General features: G+C 73.5%; 15 protein-coding genes and 1 riboswitch. Of the genes, 14 read left to right on the forward strand and 1 reads right to left on the reverse strand.

The genetic code is table 11. The features are described from left to right. Positions 1-27 precede the first annotated feature (27 nt). The 9 genes from rpoZ to ACIRG9_RS20155 all read left to right on the forward strand — a co-directional run bounded on the left by rpoZ (position 28) and on the right by ACIRG9_RS20155 (position 11,436). Complete coding sequence (rpoZ, locus tag ACIRG9_RS20115) at positions 28-294, forward strand: DNA-directed RNA polymerase subunit omega (protein WP_013285517.1); 267 nt, start codon at positions 28-30, stop codon at positions 292-294. Positions 295-309: 15 nt separating this feature from the next. Then, a complete protein-coding gene (gene coaBC, locus ACIRG9_RS20120) occupies positions 310-1,563 on the forward strand; it encodes a bifunctional phosphopantothenoylcysteine decarboxylase/phosphopantothenate--cysteine ligase CoaBC (RefSeq protein WP_402857705.1) in 1,254 nt (417 codons plus the stop codon). Positions 1,564-1,616: 53 nt separating this feature from the next. After that, entirely contained in the window at positions 1,617-2,807 is a 1,191-nt protein-coding gene (gene metK / locus ACIRG9_RS20125) for a methionine adenosyltransferase (RefSeq protein ID WP_402857708.1), read from the forward strand. A gap of 59 nt (positions 2,808-2,866) precedes the next feature. Continuing rightward, positions 2,867-4,837 (forward strand): primosomal protein N', encoded by a 1,971-nt coding sequence (locus ACIRG9_RS20130; protein ID WP_402857711.1) that lies wholly within the window; start codon positions 2,867-2,869, stop codon positions 4,835-4,837. A 278-nt stretch (positions 4,838-5,115) separates the two neighbouring features. Next, entirely contained in the window at positions 5,116-6,099 is a 984-nt protein-coding gene (locus tag ACIRG9_RS20135; protein ID WP_402857713.1) for an AAA family ATPase, read from the forward strand. 181 nt (positions 6,100-6,280) lie between these two features. Further along, positions 6,281-6,841 carry a peptide deformylase gene (gene def, locus ACIRG9_RS20140; protein WP_402857715.1) on the forward strand — a complete coding sequence of 187 codons (561 nt, stop codon included), beginning with the start codon at positions 6,281-6,283 and terminating at the stop codon, positions 6,839-6,841. Positions 6,842-6,846: 5 nt separating this feature from the next. After that, the gene (gene fmt / locus ACIRG9_RS20145; RefSeq protein WP_402857933.1) at positions 6,847-7,773 is read left to right on the forward strand and encodes a methionyl-tRNA formyltransferase; all 927 of its coding nucleotides are present in this window, start codon (positions 6,847-6,849) and stop codon (positions 7,771-7,773) included. Next, the gene (locus tag ACIRG9_RS20150) at positions 7,770-9,401 is read left to right on the forward strand and encodes a transcription antitermination factor NusB (RefSeq protein WP_402857718.1); all 1,632 of its coding nucleotides are present in this window, start codon (positions 7,770-7,772) and stop codon (positions 9,399-9,401) included. The genes fmt and ACIRG9_RS20150 overlap by 4 nt, the downstream gene beginning before the upstream one ends. Positions 9,402-9,705: 304 nt before the next feature. Beyond that, complete coding sequence (locus tag ACIRG9_RS20155) at positions 9,706-11,436, forward strand: M28 family peptidase (protein WP_402857721.1); 1,731 nt, start codon at positions 9,706-9,708, stop codon at positions 11,434-11,436. 54 nt (positions 11,437-11,490) lie between these two features. Here the strand turns inward: ACIRG9_RS20155 and ACIRG9_RS20160 are convergent, their stop codons facing one another. Then, positions 11,491-12,381 carry a septum formation family protein gene (locus ACIRG9_RS20160; RefSeq protein ID WP_402857724.1) on the reverse strand — a complete coding sequence of 297 codons (891 nt, stop codon included), beginning with the start codon at positions 12,379-12,381 and terminating at the stop codon, positions 11,491-11,493. A 275-nt stretch (positions 12,382-12,656) separates the two neighbouring features. Here ACIRG9_RS20160 and rpe point away from each other — a divergent pair, with 275 nt between their 5' ends. The 5 genes from rpe to pnuC all read left to right on the forward strand — a co-directional run bounded on the left by rpe (position 12,657) and on the right by pnuC (position 17,083). Beyond that, positions 12,657-13,337: a ribulose-phosphate 3-epimerase gene (gene rpe / locus ACIRG9_RS20165; RefSeq protein WP_402857727.1), complete on the forward strand. Its 681-nt coding sequence runs from the start codon at positions 12,657-12,659 to the stop codon at positions 13,335-13,337. Further along, on the forward strand, positions 13,318-14,295 hold the full coding sequence (locus ACIRG9_RS20170) for a response regulator (protein WP_402857730.1): 978 nt from the start codon (positions 13,318-13,320) through the stop codon (positions 14,293-14,295). The genes rpe and ACIRG9_RS20170 overlap by 20 nt, the downstream gene beginning before the upstream one ends. A gap of 82 nt (positions 14,296-14,377) precedes the next feature. Next, positions 14,378-14,550: riboswitch (FMN riboswitch) on the forward strand. Positions 14,551-14,716: 166 nt separating this feature from the next. Further along, positions 14,717-15,778 carry a bifunctional diaminohydroxyphosphoribosylaminopyrimidine deaminase/5-amino-6-(5-phosphoribosylamino)uracil reductase RibD gene (ribD, locus tag ACIRG9_RS20175; RefSeq protein ID WP_402857733.1) on the forward strand — a complete coding sequence of 354 codons (1,062 nt, stop codon included), beginning with the start codon at positions 14,717-14,719 and terminating at the stop codon, positions 15,776-15,778. A gap of 1 nt (position 15,779) precedes the next feature. After that, positions 15,780-16,397 carry a riboflavin synthase gene (locus ACIRG9_RS20180; protein WP_402857736.1) on the forward strand — a complete coding sequence of 206 codons (618 nt, stop codon included), beginning with the start codon at positions 15,780-15,782 and terminating at the stop codon, positions 16,395-16,397. Then, positions 16,397-17,083, forward strand: coding sequence for a nicotinamide riboside transporter PnuC (gene pnuC, locus ACIRG9_RS20185; protein WP_402857739.1), 687 nt, complete (start codon positions 16,397-16,399; stop codon positions 17,081-17,083). The genes ACIRG9_RS20180 and pnuC overlap by 1 nt, the downstream gene beginning before the upstream one ends. The last annotated feature ends 35 nt before the right edge of the window (positions 17,084-17,118 follow it).

The raw sequence follows: 17,118 nt of genomic DNA on the forward strand, positions 1-17,118 counted from the left end.
GCGGTGTACGAGACGCAGAGGTAATTCGTGGGATCCATCGCCACCAACCCCGAGGGCATCACCAACCCGCCGATCGACGAGCTCCTCGAGAAGACGACCTCGAAGTACGCTCTGGTGATCTTCGCCGCCAAGCGCGCGCGCCAGGTCAACGCCTACTACAGCCAGCTCGGTGAGGGCCTGCTGGAGTACGTCGGCCCGCTCGTGGAGACGACCCCGCAGGAGAAGCCGCTCTCCATCGCCATGCGCGAGATCAACGCGGGCCTGCTCACCGCCGAGCCGACCGACCAGCCGTAATCCCCGTCCGCGTCGATGTCCGCCGAGATCGTTCTTGGGGTCGGCGGCGGCATCGCCGCCTACAAGGCGTGTGAGCTGCTCCGGCTCTTCACCGAGTCGGGCCACCGGGTCCGGGTCGTGCCGACCGCGTCGGCGCTCCGCTTCGTCGGGGCGCCGACCTGGGCCGCGCTCTCGGGCCAGCCGGTCGCCGACGACGTCTGGTCGGACGTGCACGAGGTGCCACACGTCCGCCTCGGCCAGCACGCCGACCTGGTCGTCGTGGCCCCGGCAACCGCCGACCTGCTCGCCAAGGCCGCCCACGGCCTCGCCGACGACCTGCTCACCAACACCCTGCTGACCGCCCGCTGCCCGGTCGTGCTCGCCCCGGCCATGCACACCGAGATGTGGGAACACCCGGCGACCATCGCCAACGTCGCGACCCTGCGGTCCCGGGGAGTCCGGGTGGTCGAGCCCGCCGTCGGTCGGCTCACCGGTAAGGACACCGGCAAGGGCCGGCTGCCCGACCCGGCGGAGATCTTCGCGGTCGCCCGCCGGGCCCTGGCCCGGGGCGTCGACGCCCCGGCCGATCTGACTGGCCGACGCGTGGTGGTCACCGCCGGCGGCACCCGGGAGCCGCTCGACCCGGTGCGCTTCCTGGGCAACCGCTCGTCCGGCAAGCAGGGGTACGCGTTCGCCCGCGCCGCCGTCGCCCGGGGCGCCCGGGTCACCCTGGTCTCGGCCAACGTCGCGCTCGCCGACCCGGCCGGGGCGGACCTGGTCCGGGTGGGCACCACCGAGGAACTGCGCACCGCGACCCTGGAGGCGGCCGCCGAGGCGGACGTCGTGGTGATGGCCGCGGCCCCCGCCGACTTCCGCCCGGCCAGCTACGCTCCGGGAAAGATCAAGAAGGCGGAGGACGGCAGCGCGCCGACCATCGAACTGGTCACCAACCCGGACATCGCCGCCGAGCTGGGGCAGCGCCGGCGGCCCGGGCAGGTGCTGGTGGTCTTCGCCGCCGAGACCGGCGACGCCGAGACCAACGGCCGGGCCAAGCTCGCCCGGAAACGGGCGGACCTCATCGTGATCAACGAGGTCGGCGTGGACAAGGTCTTCGGCGCCGAGACCAACGCCGCGACCGTGATCGGTGCGGACGGTTCGGTGCACCGGCTGCCCGAGCAGCCCAAGGAGGACCTGGCCGACGCTGTCTGGGACCTCGTACACGCTCGGCTGATGGGGCAATCCCGACGGTTGGCACCTTCCGTTCCGGGGAGCACGCTGGGAACGCGGTGACTAAACTGCCGCCGAGCGACTTTTCCAGAAGTTTTCACATCCTTAGGAGTGCCGTGACACGTCTCTTCACGTCCGAATCGGTCACGGAAGGCCACCCGGACAAGATCGCCGACCAGATCAGTGACGGCATTCTCGACGCGTTGCTCGCCCAGGACCCGCACAGCCGTGTCGCCGTCGAGACCCTGATCACCACCGGCCAGGTGCACGTCGCCGGCGAGGTCACCACGAAGGCGTACGCCGACATTCCGACCATCGTCCGGGAGACCATCCTCGGCATCGGGTACGACTCGTCGAAGAAGGGCTTCGACGGCGCGTCCTGCGGCGTCAGCGTCTCCATCGGCTCCCAGTCGCCGGACATCGCCCAGGGTGTCGACAACGCGTTCGAGCTGCGTACCGGTTCGTCGGAGAGCGCGCTGGACGCGCAGGGCGCCGGCGACCAGGGCATGATGTTCGGCTTCGCCTGCTCCGAGACGCCCGAGCTGATGCCGCTGCCGATCGCGCTCGCCCACCGGCTGGCCCGGCGCCTCGCCGCGGTGCGCAAGGACGGCTCCGTCCCGTACCTGCGGCCGGACGGCAAGACCCAGGTGACCGTCGAGTACGACGGGCTGCGCCCGGTCCGGCTCGACACGGTCGTGGTCTCCAGCCAGCACGCCGCGGACATCTCGCTCGACTCGCTGCTCACCCCGGACATCCGCGACCACGTGATCACTCCGGAGCTGGAGGGCCTCGGCCTGGAGACCGACGGCTACCGGCTGCTGGTCAACCCGACCGGGCGGTTCGAGATCGGCGGGCCGATGGGCGACGCCGGCCTCACCGGCCGGAAGATCATCGTCGACACCTACGGCGGGTACGCCCGCCACGGTGGTGGCGCGTTCTCCGGCAAGGACCCGTCCAAGGTGGACCGCTCCGCCGCGTACGCGATGCGCTGGGTGGCCAAGAACGTGGTCGCCGCCGGCCTGGCCGAGCGGTGCGAGGCACAGGTCGCGTACGCGATCGGCAAGGCGCACCCGGTGAGCCTCTTCATCGAGACCTTCGGCACCGAGACGGTGCCGGTCGCCTCGATCGAGAAGGCCGTCGCCGAGGTGTTCGACCTGCGCCCGGCCGCGATCATCCGGGACCTCAACCTGCTCCGCCCGATCTACCAGCAGACCGCCGCGTACGGCCACTTCGGCCGGGAACTGACGGACCTGACCTGGGAGAGCACCGACCGGGCCGCCGACCTCAAGTCGGCCGCGGGAGCCTGACCGGAACCAGGCGCGGCGACCGGCGGCCCGCCGAGGGGTCGCCGGTCGCTCGTGTCTGCGTGGACCTGCCCCTGGCCCATCTCGACCGCCCGTTCGACTACCTGGTTCCGGCCGAGCTGGACGCCCAGGCGCTGCCCGGGGTGCGGGTGAAGGTGCGCTTCGCCGGCCAGCTGGTCGACGGCTGGCTGTTGGAACGCGTCGCGGAGTCCGACCACCCCCGCCCCCGCTACCTGGAGAAGGTCGTCTCCCCGGTGCCGGTGCTCGCGCCCGAGGTGGCCCGGCTGGCCAGGGCGGTCGCCGACCGGTACGCCGGCAGCCTCGCCGACGTGCTCCGGCTGGCCGTACCGCCCCGGCATGCCAGGGCGGAGAAGGAACTCACCGCCGCGCCGCCGGACGACGCGGACCCCGCCGCACCGGCGGACGATGCCGAGCGGACGGTCACCGCTCCGTCGGACGGCACCGACCCCGGCGCGCCGGTGGACCCGCGTGGGTGGCGGGACTATCCGGCCGGGCCGGCCCTCCTGCACGCGCTCGCCGACGGCCGGGCGCCCCGCGCGGTCTGGTCGGCCCTGCCCGGCGAGGACTGGGCCGCCCGGTACGCCGACGCGGTCGCCGCCGTGGTGGCGGGTCGCCGGGGCGCGGTCGTCGTGGTGGCCGACGCTCGGGACCTGGAACGCCTCGATGCCGCCCTGACCGGCGTCCTCGGGGCGGGACGGCACGTCTGCCTCTCCGCCGCGCTCGGTCCGGCCCGCCGGTACCGGGCTTTCCTCGCCGCCCGGCGTGGCGACGTGCCCGTGGTGATCGGCACCCGGGCGGCGATGTTCGCCCCGGTCGACCGGCTCGGCCTCGTCGCCATCTGGGATGACGGCGACGACCTGCACGCCGAGCCTCGGGCGCCGTATCCGCACGCCCGGGACGTGCTGCTCACCCGGGCCCAGCTCGGCGAGACGGCCGCCCTGGTCGGCGGGTACGCCCGCACCGCCGAGGCGCAGCTGCTGGTGGAGACCCGCTGGGCCCGGGAGGTGGTCGCCGACCGGGTGACCGTACGGGCCCGGATGCCGGCGATCGCGCCGACCGGGGACGACCCACACCTGGCCCGCGACCCCGGGGCGGCCTCCGCCCGGCTGCCCAGCCTGGCCTGGACCACCGCCCGGGATGCGCTCCGCGCCGACCTGCCGGTGCTGGTGCAGGTGCCCCGGCGCGGCTATCTGCCCTCGATCGCGTGCGCCGACTGCCGTACGCCGGCCCGTTGCCCGCACTGCGCCGGGCCCCTCGCCCTGCCCGCCGCCGATGGCCTGCCGGCCTGCCGCTGGTGCGGCCGGGGTGCCGCCGCGTACGCCTGCCCGGAGTGCGGGGGGCGGCGGCTGCGCGCCTCGGTCACCGGCGCCCGGCGTACCGCGGAGGAGTTGGGCCGGGCCTTCCCCGGCGTGCCGGTTCGTACCTCCGGACGGGACGAGGTGCTGGGCGCGGTGCCGGGCGGGGCCGGCCTGGTGATCGCCACGCCGGGCGCGGAACCGATGGCCGACGGTGGGTACGGGGCGGTCCTGCTGCTCGACTCGTGGGCCCTGCTCACCCGGGCCGACCTGCGGGCCGGGGAGGAGGCGCTGCGCCGCTGGCTGGCCGCGGTCGCGCTGGCCCGGCCCGGCGCGGCGGGCGGCCGGGTGGTGGTGGTCGCCGACGGCGGCCTCGCGCCGGTGCAGGCGCTGCTGCGTTGGGACGCGGCCTGGTTCGCCGCCAGGGAGCTGGCCGAACGGCGTGAACTGGGCTTCCCACCGGCGGTCCGGATGGCCAGCGTTACCGGCCCGGCGGAAGCGGTGTCGGATCTGCTCGCCGGGGCCCGGCTGCCCGCCGACGCCGAGGTGCTCGGCCCGGTTCCCGCCGATGAGGGCCGGGAGCGGATGCTGGTCCGGGTTCCCCGGGCCCGCGCCGCCGCCCTGGCCGAGGCGCTGCACGCGGCAGCCGGGCAGCGTAGCGCCCGCAAGGCCGCCGACCCGGTCCGGCTCCAGGTCGACCCGCTCAGCCTCTTCTGACCGTCCCGGCGTCGTCGATCCGTGCGGGCGCTGTTGGCCGGCCCGGCACCCGGCCCCGCTGACCAACACGTCGTCGCACACCTCGTCCGGCAAATGGGTGGAGACCGCGTGATAACATCGCCCGTCATGCCCGGACGCACGATGATTCCAGGTCGCGGCGCGGCGCCAGACGCGCCGGGCTGGAGTTGCCGGAGGCTGGCCGAGAGCCAGGCGGCAGCACGTCGAGCCGGCACCGAATCGATGATGTCAACCAGCCGGTGAGCAGGGGTGGACCACTCGTGACCGTTCGTCAATCGATCGTCTTCAACGGTGACCTCGGCAGCGGCAAGAGCACCGTTTCCGTCGAGATCGCCAAGCGGCTGGGGCTGCGCCGGGTCAGCGTCGGCGACCTCTACCGGCAGATGGCCCAGGAGCGGCAGATGACCGCCCTGCAGCTCAACCTGCACGCGGAGCTCGACCAGGCCGTCGACGGGTACGTCGACCAGCTCCAGCGGGACATCGCCGCCTCCGGCGAGCGGCTGGTGATGGATTCCCGGCTGGCCTGGCATTTCTTCACCGACGCGCTCAAGGTGCACATGATCACCGAGCCGTCCGAGGCGGCCCGGCGGGTGCTCGCCCGCCCGTCCGGCCCGGCCGAGAGCTACACCTCGTTGGAGGAGGCCCGGACCAAGCTCAAGGAGCGCAGCGAGAGCGAGCGCGGCCGGTTCATCGTCCGGTACGGCGTCGACAAGGCCCGGCTGCGCAACTACGACCTGGTCTGCGACACCACCCGGGCCGCCCCGGAGCAGGTGATCCAGCACGTCATCGACGTCTTCCAGGAGCGGCTCGGCGCCGAGGTGCTGCGCGAGGGCGTGCCGCTGCTGCTGCTCGACCCGGCCCGGATCTACCCGACCGAGGACATCGCCACCCTCCGGGGCCTCTGGGACTCCGAGTTCGTGGGTGATGTGGCCGAGGCGGGTGACGAGGCCCTGCCCCCGCTGACCATCGGCTACACCGGTGAGTACTTCTTCGTGGTGGACGGCCACCGGCGGCTCAGCGCCGCCCTGCAGAGCGGCTTCCCGCTGGTCCCCGCCAGGCTGGTCGGCGAGGTGGACGAACCGGTGGTCGGCGGGATGAGCGCGATCGACTACTTCGCCGCCCAGGCCCGCCCCAGCGTGATCCACGACTGGGCGGCCGCGCACGGCATCCAGCTCCCGCTGCCCGAGCACGCCCTGCTCGGTGGCGACGCGGTGCTCGCGGGGGAGCCGGGCGCCAACGCCTGACCCGGGCAGACCGGCGGTCCGGCTCACCCTGCGGGGCCGCGCCACCCTTCCCATCACCGTCGGTGATATCGCCGGCGGTGACGTGTCGTCGCGCACTGATCGCGGTACGCCGACCGGGGCGGCGGGGGCGACTCCGTAGACTGTTACGACAGCACTCGTCCCAGACAAGGAGCCACCCCGCGTGACCGTCCAGCCCATCCGTCTGTTCGGAGACCCGGTGCTGCGCACGCCGGCCGACCCGGTGGTCGACTTCGACGCCGAGCTGCGCAGGCTGATCGCCGACCTGACCGACACGATGCGCGACCGGGGCGGGGCCGGCCTGGCCGCGCCGCAGCTCGGAGTGGGCCTGCGGGTGTTCACCTTCGACGTGGACGACATCGTCGGACACCTGGTCAACCCGGTGCTGGAGTTTCCCGACGAGGAGGAGCAGGACGGCCCGGAGGGCTGCCTGTCCATCCCCGGGCTCTACTTCGACACCAAGCGCCGGCAGAACGTCATCGCCAAGGGCTTCACCGGTCACGGCGACCCGCTGCAGATCGTCGGCACCGGGCTGATGGCCCGCTGCGTCCAGCACGAGACCGACCACCTCGACGGGGTCCTCTTCGTCGACCGGCTGGATCCGGCCGGCCGCAAGGAGGCCATGAAGGCGATCCGCCAGGCCGAGTGGTACGACCCGGACGCCCCGCCGACCGTCAAGCTCAGCCCGCACGCCGCCGGCAGCCCGTTCGGCCTGGGGCGGTGAGCCGGTTGCGTCTGGTCTTCGCCGGCACGCCGGCCGTCGCCGTCCCCGCCCTGGACGCCATCGCCGCGTCCGGCCACGAGCTGCTGGCCGTGGTCACCCGTCCCGACGCCCCGGCCGGGCGCGGCCGGGGTCTGGTCCGTTCCCCGGTCGGCGCGTGGGCCGACGCGCACGGCGTCGAGGTGCTCACCCCGGCGAAGCCCCGCGAGCCCGAGTTCCTGGACCGGCTCCGCGAGCTGGCACCGGACTGCGTGCCGGTGGTCGCGTACGGCGCGCTGGTGCCGCCGGTGGCGCTGGAGATCCCCCGGCACGGCTGGATCAACCTGCACTTCTCGCTGCTGCCGGCCTGGCGCGGAGCGGCCCCCGTGCAGCACTCCGTGCTGCACGGCGACGAGCTGACCGGGGCCAGCGTCTTCCAGCTGGAGGAAGGGCTGGACACCGGCCCGGTGTACGGCACGGTCACCGACGAGATCCGCGGCACCGACACCTCCGGGGACCTGCTGGACCGGCTCGCCCGGTCGGGTGCCGGCCTGCTGGTGGCCGTCCTGGACGCGCTCGAGGCCGGGGGCGCCCGCGCCGTGCCGCAGCCCGCCGACGGGGTGTCGCTCGCGCCCAAGCTGACCGTCGAGGACGCCCGGATCCGCTGGACCGACCCGGCGTTCGCGGTGGACCGGCGGGTCCGCGCCTGCACCCCGGCGCCCGGTCCGTGGACCACGTTCCGCGGCGACCGGGTGAAGCTCGGTCCCGTCACCCCGCTGGCCGACGGCCCCGAGCTGAAGCCCGGCGAGCTGCTGATCGAGAAGTCCCGGGTGCTGGCGGGCACCGCCACCGCCCCGGTGTGCCTCGGCGAGGTGCGGGCGGCCGGCAAGAAGGCCATGTCGGCGAGTGACTGGGCGCGGGGCGCCCGGGTCGCCGCCGGTGAGGTGTTCGCGTGACGGGGCCGTCCGAACCCAGGGGTGACCGCTTCCCCACCGACGGCCCGCGTGACGGTTCGGCCGATCGCCGGGACGCCCATGGCCCCCGGGACGGCGAGCGTGCCGCCGGGCGTGGCTCCCGGTACGGGTCCGGCCCGCGCGCCGACGACACCGGTCGGTTCGGTGGCGGGCGCGGCGCCGAGCGGTCCCGCGAGGGCCGGCCCGGCCGCGGAGAGCGCCCCGGCCGGCCGGGGCGGGAGGGGCGCTTCGGTGACCGCCGTCCCGGGCGGCCCGCCGTCGACCTGCCCCGGCACGTCGCGTACCAGGCGATCGCGGCGGTGCATCGGGACGACGCGTACGCCAATCTGGTGCTGCCGTCGATGCTGCGCGACGAGGGGCTGACCGGGCGGGACGCCGCGTTCGCCACCGAGCTGACCTACGGCTCGCTGCGGCACACCGGCACCCTGGACGCGATCATCACCGACGCGGCCGGCCGGGACGTGCAGCGGATCGACCCGCCGGTACGGGACGCGCTGCGGCTCGGGGCGTACCAGCTGCTGCACACCCGGGTGCCGCCGCACGCGGCGGTCTCCTCCACCGTGGACCTGGTCCGGATCGTCGGCCCCGGGGCCACCGGCTTCGCCAACGCGGTGCTCCGCGAGGTGGCGACCCGCGACATCGACGGCTGGGTGGCCAAGCTCGCCCCGTCGGCGGAGACCGACCCGATCGGCCATCTGGCGCTGGCGTACAGCCATCCGCAGTGGATCGTCCGGGCGTTCGCGGAGGCGCTCGGGGGTGATCTGGGCGAGACGGCGCGTCTGCTGATCGAGGACAACGAGCGCCCGCCCGTGCACCTGTGTGCCCGCCCTGGCCTGGCCGACCCGGTGGAACTGGCCGACGAGGTCGGCGGCGCCCCGGGTGCCTTCTCGCCATACGCGGTCTATCTGTCCGGCGGCGCGCCGGGGGAGCTGTCGGCGGTGGCCGAGGGGCGCGCCCACGTCCAGGACGAGGGCTCCCAGCTGGTGGCGAACGTCCTCGCGACCGCGCCGCTGGACGGCCCGGACGGCCGCTGGCTGGATCTGTGCGCCGGCCCGGGTGGCAAGGCCGGCCTGCTCGGCGCGCTCGCCGCCCAGCGCGACGCCCGGCTCACCGCGGTCGAGGTCGCCGAGCACCGGGCCCGGCTGGTCGCCCAGGCCACCCGGGGCCTGCCGGTGAACGTGCTGAATATCGATGGGCGGACGGTCGGCGCCGACCCGAAGCTGCCGGAGGGGCACTTCGACCGGGTGCTGGTCGACGCCCCGTGCACCGGGCTCGGCTCGCTGCGCCGCCGGCCGGAGTCCCGCTGGCGCCGCCAGCCGTCGGACCTGCCGCCGCTGACCCGCCTGCAGCGGGAGCTGCTCACCGCGGCGTTGCGCGCGGTTCGGCCCGGCGGGCTGGTCGCGTACGTCACCTGTTCCCCACACATCGTGGAGACGCACGTGACGGTGACCGAGGCGTCCCGCCGCGCCGGCTTCCCGATCGACTTCGTCGACGCCCGGCCGTTGCTGCCGGCCGGCATGCCGGGGCTCGGGGACGGCCCCACGGTGCAGCTGTGGCCGCAGCGCCACGGCACCGACGCCATGTTCCTGGCCCTCCTACGCCGAACCTGATCCCCCACCACCCACCCCCCCCCGCCCGCACCCCTCCGGCAAGTTGATCAAGAAGTTTGCGTCGGGAAATCGTCGCGCTGCGACGCGAACTCCTTGATCAGCGAGGTGGGGGGTGAGGCGGGGTGGCCGGGGGGTGGGCATCTCGGCGGGGGGAGGGGGCACGTGGGATGTGGCGGCTCGTTGACTTCGTTGATCGATGCATGTGAGTGTCTCGATCGTGGTTTCGTCGATGCCGGGCTCCACCCGAGCACCGGTCGCGCCACGCCGCCCCGCAACACCCCGCCGACCCCCACGAGGAGTCCGCATGAGACGCCGCACCCCGACCGCGGGCCTCGCGCTCGCCCTCTTCACCGCCGTGACGGCGGTCCTGGGCGCCACCCCTGCCTCCGCCGCTCCGATCGCCGCCGTCGCCGCGGCGGCCCTGGCCGCACCGGACATCTCGGTGACCAACGTGCAGGCCCACCTGACCCAGTTCAACACCATCGCCACCAGCAACGGCGGCACCCGGCGGGCCGGCTCGGCCGGCTACACCGCCTCGGTGAGCTACGTGAAATCCAAGCTCCAGGCCGCCGGCTACAGCGTCACCGAGCAGACCTGCACCACCTGCACCTACCCGGCGAGCAACCTGATCGCCGAGTGGCCGCAGGGCCCGGCCGACCAGGTTGTGATGTTCGGCGCCCACCTGGACAGCGTCGCCGCCGGCCCGGGTATCAACGACAACGGTTCCGGCTCGGCCACCCTGCTGGAGAACGCCCTGGTGCTGGCGCAGCAGAAGCCGACCATGACCCAGCGGGTCCGGTTCGCCTGGTGGAACGGCGAGGAGCAGGGCCTGCAGGGCTCGAAGTTCTACGTCAACTCGCTGAGCGCCACCCAGAAGAGCTACCTCAAGGCGTACTACAACTTCGACATGGTCGCCTCGCCCAACGGCGGCTACTTCATCAACCGGGTCACCTCGACCACCGCCGCGCCCCTGAAGGCGTACTGGGACTCGCTGGGCCTCCAACCGGAGGAGAACACCGAGGGGCAGGGCCGCTCCGACGACTACTCGTTCGCCAACGCCGGCATCCCCACTTCCGGCTACGCGGCGGGCGCCAGCTACACCAAGACGTCCGCCCAGGCCAGCAAGTGGGGCGGCACCGCCGCAACGGCGTACGACTCCTGCTACCACAAGGCCTGCGACACCACCGGCAACATCAACGCGACCATCCTCGACCGGGCCGCGGACGGCGTCGCGTACGCGATCTGGCAGCTCGCGGTCGGCGGCACCCCGACCAACGACTTCTCCGTCTCGGTGAGCCCGACCTCGGGCAGCGTGGCCCGGGGCGGCGCCACCACCGCGACCGTCAACACCGCCACCACCAGCGGCAGCGCCCAGACCGTCAGCCTCTCCGCCACCGGCGCGCCCAGCGGGGTGACCGTGTTGTTCAGCCCGTCCTCGGTCACCTCGGGCGGCTCGGCCACCATGACGGTCAGCGCCTCGGCGACGGCCGCCACGGGGACGTACGCCATCACGGTCACCGGCACCGGGTCGACCACCCGCAGCACCACCTACAGCCTCACCGTGACCGGCACCGGCGGCTGCACCGGCGGGCAGCTCATCGGCAACGGCGGCTTCGAGGCCGGCACCTCGCCCTGGACAGCGACCTCAGGCGTGATCACCAGCGCCCAGGGCCAGCCGGCGCGGACCGGCTCGTACAAGGCGTGGCTGGACGGGTACGGCAGCTCGCACACCGACACGCTGTCGCAGTCAGTGACCCTGCCCACCGGGTGCACCAGTTACACCCTGGCGTTCTGGCTGCACATCGACACCGCGGAAACCACCTCGTCGACGGCGTACGACAAGCTGACCGTCCAGGTGGGCACGACCACGCTGGCGACGTACTCGAACCTCAACGCCGCCACCGGCTACACGCAGCGCAGCTTCGACCTGACCGCGTACACCGGGCAGACGGTGACCCTGAAGTGGACCGGCGTGGAGGACGCGTTGTTGCAGACCAGCTTCGTCATCGACGACGTGACGCTGCAGGTCGGCTGAGCGGCCGCAGACCGGGTGGGGCCGACCGGCAGCGGCGGCCCCACCCGGTCCCGGTCAGCGGACCGGCAGGCCCTTGCTGCCGGCGCCCTTGAGCGAGCGGGTCAGCGTCCGGTCCGACAGCCAGAGGAAGCACTGCACACCGCGGTTGCCGTCATTCCACTCCTCCTCGGCCGGGGAGTAGTAGATCGTGCCCGACCGGTACCCCATGTCCCTGTTGTCCGGCACCTTGACGTACTTCGCGATCACCGACAGGCACGCCTCGTGCGTACGCTTTGGAGTGCGCTGGAACTCGGCGTAGGTGATGTCGGGGAAGGGGGACACCCCGACGAACTCCGCCTTGTGCTTCGCGGTGCACCCGACCGGTCGCATCTCTTCGATATCGTCCTTGTCCAGCTTCGGGTCGAAGCAGCCGAGCGCCAGCGGGGATCCCGGCGCCAGGGCGTTTCGCAGGCTGGCGCTGCGCTCGTGGGTGCCGTTGTCCTCCAGGCTGACCACCTCGGAGAGGTCGCAGCGGAACCAGCGGGCCCCGCCGGTCCAGCCCTGGGGCGACGGGAAGACGATCATGAGCTGCAGCCGTCCCGAGCGCCAGTCGGCGCCGACGGCCTTGCTGACCTCTCGGTCGCACTCGGCGTGCGCGGCCCGTATCCCGGTCGACCCGGCCTTCGGGGGAGCACCCCGGTCGGCGTCCGCACCGGTCAGCGTGCCCACGTGCAGCGTCTCGGCGCGGTGCGACGCGGTGCAGTCGAGCGGGTCGTATCCGCTGAAGTATCCGACGTCCTGGATCGTGAGGTGGCAGACCCCGGCCTCCGGCACGAAGGTCTTGACGGCCGGGAAGGCGGCCCAGTCGTCGGTCAGGTCCCCGTCCACCCCGCCCGGGGCGCCGCACCCGGCCAGCGCCAGCGCCGCCGTCGCGCCCACAGCAGCCGCTGTCCACCATCGCCGCATCGCGTACCGACCTCCCCGTCGACAGTGGTGGCGGCCGCTGGGTGCTGGTGAGAAGGGGATCCTTCTCCACCCGAGGCGACAGGAAGGGGCCCTTGTCGACACCTCACGCCACGGCGGTGGAGCATACGGCACCGGGCTCCGGTGAAGGGGGAGCGCTCGGCGCGGAGCGCCGGGGCCGGTAGCCGGTTCGGTGCCGGGGTCACGGCCGGATCACAGCGAGTCCTCGCCGGTGCCGTGCCTCCGACGGCGAACGGCGGCGTTCGTACACTGGCCCGGTGACCGTACCGCCGCCGATCGTCGCGCCGAGCATCCTGGCCGCCGATTTCGCCCACCTCGCCGACGAGGTCCGTGCCGTCGAGCACGCCGCCGACTGGTTGCACGTCGACGTCATGGACAACCACTTCGTGCCGAACCTGACCATCGGGCTGCCGGTGGTGCAGAGCCTGCGCGCGGCGACCGAGCTGCCCTTCGACGTGCACCTCATGATCGAGGACCCGCGGCGCTGGGCCCCCGGGTACGCCGACGCCGGGGCCTACAACGTCACCTTCCACGCCGAGGCGTGCGACGATCCGGTGGCGCTCGCCAAGGACCTCCGCTCGGCCGGGGCGAAGGCGGGGCTGGCGATCGACCGGGACACCCCGATCGAGCCGTACCTGGAGCTGCTGCCCAGCTTCGACACGCTGCTGATCATGACGATCAAGGCCGGCTTCGGCGGGCAACGGTTCATCCCGCAGCTGCTGGACAAGGTACGCGCCGCCCGACGACACGTGGACAGCGGCCACCTGGAGCTGCGGATCGAGGTCGACGGGGGGATCGCCGCCGACACCATCGAGCAGGCCGCCGCGGCGGGCGCGGACGCCTTCGTCGCCGGCACCGCGGTCTACGGCGCCGACGACCCCGCCGAGGCGGTACGCCGCCTGCGGGGCCTGGCGGAACGTGCGGCCCTTGGCGGCTGACGTGGACCCGGCCGACGAGCAACCCGACGTCGTCCTGGTCGTCGACGACGACGAGGACATCGCGCGATTCGTCGAGTTCAACCTGCGCCTGCACGGCTTCGAGGTGCTGCACGCCGCAGACGGCCAGGAAGCGCTCGAGGTGATCGAGCGGCACCGGCCGGACCTGGCCGTGGTCGACCTGATGATGCCCCGCATCGACGGACTGGAGCTGACCCGCCGGCTGCGCGCCGACCCGATGACCTCGGCGTTGCCGGTGATCATGCTGACCGCCAAGGGCATGACCGTGGACAAGGTCAACGGCCTCAGCGCCGGCGCCGACGACTACCTGGTGAAACCCTTCGACACCGCCGAGCTGGTCGCCCGGGTCAGCTCCACGCTGCGCCGCAACAAGGAGTTCCGCGAGGTCTCCCCGCTGACCGGGTTGCCGGGCAACAGCCGGATCCGGCGGGAGATCAGCGACCGGGTGCGCAGCGGGGTCGACTACGCCGTCGGATACATCGACATCGACCGGTTCAAGAGCGTCAACGACCGGTACGGCTTCGTCCGGGGCGACGAGTTCATCTCCGCCCTGGCCCGCAGCCTGCACCGGGCGGTGGTGTCGATCGGCCTGCCGCCGGCGTTCCTCGGCCACGTCGGCGGCGACGACTTCGTCATCGTCTGCGCCCCCAACCAGGTCCGGCCGCTGACCAGCCGGTCGGTGGTCGACTTCGAGAAGGCCGCCGACGCCCTCTACGACCCCACCGACCGGGAACGCGGCTTCGTCGAGCTGAAGGACCGGCGGGGCAACATCAGGCGGGCCGCCCTGGTCACCCTCTCCATCGGGGTCTCCCTCTCCGACTCCGGCAAGCGCCTCACCAGCCCGCTGGAGGCGATCGCCGTCGCCTCCGAGATGAAGACGGTCGCCAAGAGCCAGCCCGGGTCGTACGTCGCGGTCGACCGCCGGCGCGGGGTCACCTGAACCGGGCATTCCTCGCTGTGAGGTAGCTCGCGTCTCTGGCGCTGCCCCCCGCTTGCCGTGTAAGACTTTCGGTATACCCACCACGCGCTGGCGGGGCTCGGTGAAATTCCGAACCGGCGGTGATCCACGGTCCGACCGTGGTAAGCCCGCGACCCGGACGGCTTCGGCCTGAAGGTGGACCTGGTGAGAATCCGGGGCCGACGGTTGGGGTGCGGCTCGTCCGCCCCCAGACAGTCCGGATGGGAGACAGCGCGCGGGACGGGGAGGCCCTGCCGGCCGCTGGCGTTGTCAGCCGTCGCCTGGGCTTCTCGGGGTCGGCGCCGCCGTCCCCGGGTCTCCGCCGTCGCGTGTCCGCGGCATCCGTGCCGTAACCTCCCAGCCTCGCCCGCGCGACCGGCGAGCGAGAGGGCAGGGACAGGCGATGGCGAGCGTCTCCGTCGACGAGGCGATGCGCCGCGCGATCACCCTGGCCGCCCGCGGTCTCGGCACCACCAGCCCCAACCCGGTGGTCGGCTGCGTGCTGCTCGACGCGGACGGCGAGATCGCCGGCGAGGGGTTCCACGCGTACGCGGGCGGCCCGCACGCCGAGATCGTCGCCCTCGCACAGGCCGGCAAGCGGGCCAAGGGCGGCACCGCCGTGGTCACCCTGGAACCCTGCGACCACACCGGCCGCACCGGGCCCTGCAGCCACGCGCTCATCGCGGCCGGGGTCGCCCGGGTGGTGGTCGCCGTGGGCGACCCCAATCCGGTCGCGTCCGGCGGCGCTGCCACCCTGCGCGCCGCCGGGGTCGAGGTCGAGGTCGGGGTACGCGCCGAGGAGGCCGAGGCCGGCAACGTCGCCTGGCTCACCTCGATGCGCCGCGGCTGGCCGTATGTGATCTGGAAGTACGCCGCCACCCTCGACGGGCGTTCCGCCGCCGCCGACGGCACCAGTATGTGGATCACCTCGGAGGCAGCCCGGATCGACGTGCACGCCCTGCGTGGCACCGTCGACGCGGTGATCGCCGGAGTGGGCACCGTGCTCGCCGACGACCCCCGGCTCACCGCCCGCAACCTGCGCGACGGCACGCTGGCCATCCGGCAGCCGCTGCGGGTGGTGGTGGACAGCTCGGGGCGTACCCCGGCCGACGCCCGGGTCCGCGACGGCGCCGCCCGGACCTGGATCGCCACCGCCGCCGAGGTCGGCGCCGACCCGGACGGCCGGGTCGACCTGCCGGCGCTGCTCGCGGAGCTGCACCACCGCGGCGTCCGGGCCGCCCTGCTGGAGGGCGGCCCCCGGCTGGCCGGCGCGTTCCTCGCCGCCGGCCTGGTCGACAAGGTCGTCGGGTACGTCGCGCCGAAGCTGCTCGGCGCCGGCCCGACCGCGCTGCTCGACGCCGGCATCACCACCATCGCCGACGTCATCGACCTGGAGCTCACCGACGTCACGCAGGTCGGCCCCGACCTGCGGATCACCGCGCTGCCCCGGAAGAGAGAGGCCTGACATGTTCACCGGCATCGTCGAGGAACTGGGCGAGATCGTCCGGACCGCCGAGACCGCGGGCGACTCCGCGCTGGTCGCCGTCCGCGGCCCGCTGGTCACCTCCGACGCCCGGCACGGCGACTCCATCGCCGTCAACGGGGTCTGTCTGACCGTGGTCGACGTCGACGGCGGAGTGTTCACCGCCGACGTGATGGGGGAGACCCTGCGCCGTACCGCGCTCGGCGCGTTGCGTCCGGGCGACCCGGTCAACCTGGAGCGGGCCGCCGCGTTGAACAGCCGGCTCGGTGGGCACCTGGTGCAGGGGCACGTCGACGGGGTCGGTGAGATCCTCTCCCGGGAGCCGGCCGCGCAGTGGGAGACGGTCCGTTTCCGGCTGCCCGCCGGGCTGTCCCGGTACGTGGTGGAGAAGGGCTCGATCACCGTCGACGGCGTGTCGCTGACCGTCGCCGGGGTCGGCGACGACTGGTTCGCCGTCGGGCTGATCCCCACCACCCTCAAGCTCACCACCCTCGGCGCGAAGGGCGTCGGCGACCCGGTCAACCTCGAGGTGGATGTGCTGGCCAAATACGTCGAGCGGATGCTCGGCGAGCGCGCCACCGGCCCGGGCGGTGATCGCTGATGGGCCCGCTGCGCTGGCTGCTCGACGCCCAGCTCCAGGTCGCCGGTTCGCCGGTGCTGGTCCGGGAGATCGTCGGCAACGTCTTCGGTCTGGGTTCCGCGCTGTTCGGGCTGCGCCGGCTGGTCTGGGCCTGGCCCATCGGCATGATCGGCAACGCGCTGCTGTTCACCGTGTTCCTCGGCGGCGCCTTCGCCACCCCGCAGGCCCACGACCTCTACGGCCAGGCCGGCCGGCAGGTCTTCTTCTTCGCGGTGAGCGTGTACGGCTGGTGGCGCTGGTCACGTAACCGGCGTGCCGGCGGTGCGGAGCAGCCGGCGGTCACCCCGCGCTGGGCCACCGGCCGGGAGCGGCTCGGCCTGCTCGCCGTCGCGGTGCTCGGCACCGCGGCCGCGTATCCGGTGCTGGCCGCGCTCGGCTCGTGGGGGCCGTTGCCGGACGCCTGGATCCTGGTCGGCAGCCTGCTCGCCACGTACGGCATGGCCCGTGGCTGGGTGGAGTTCTGGCTGGTCTGGATCGCGGTCGACGCGGTCGGTGTGCCGCTGCTGCTGCGCGGCGGTTTCTATCCGTCGGCCGCCATGTACCTGGTCTACGGCGGGTTCTGCGCCGCCGGGCTGGTCGCCTGGTGGCGTACCTCCCGCGCCCCCGCGCCCGCCCGCACCCCGATCTACTCGGAGGCGGTCGCATGAGCGAGCGCAGTGAGCGAATCATCAGGGTCAGTCTT

Source organism: Micromonospora sp. NPDC093277 (assembly GCF_044765245.1).
Lineage (GTDB): Bacteria > Actinomycetota > Actinomycetes > Mycobacteriales > Micromonosporaceae > Micromonospora.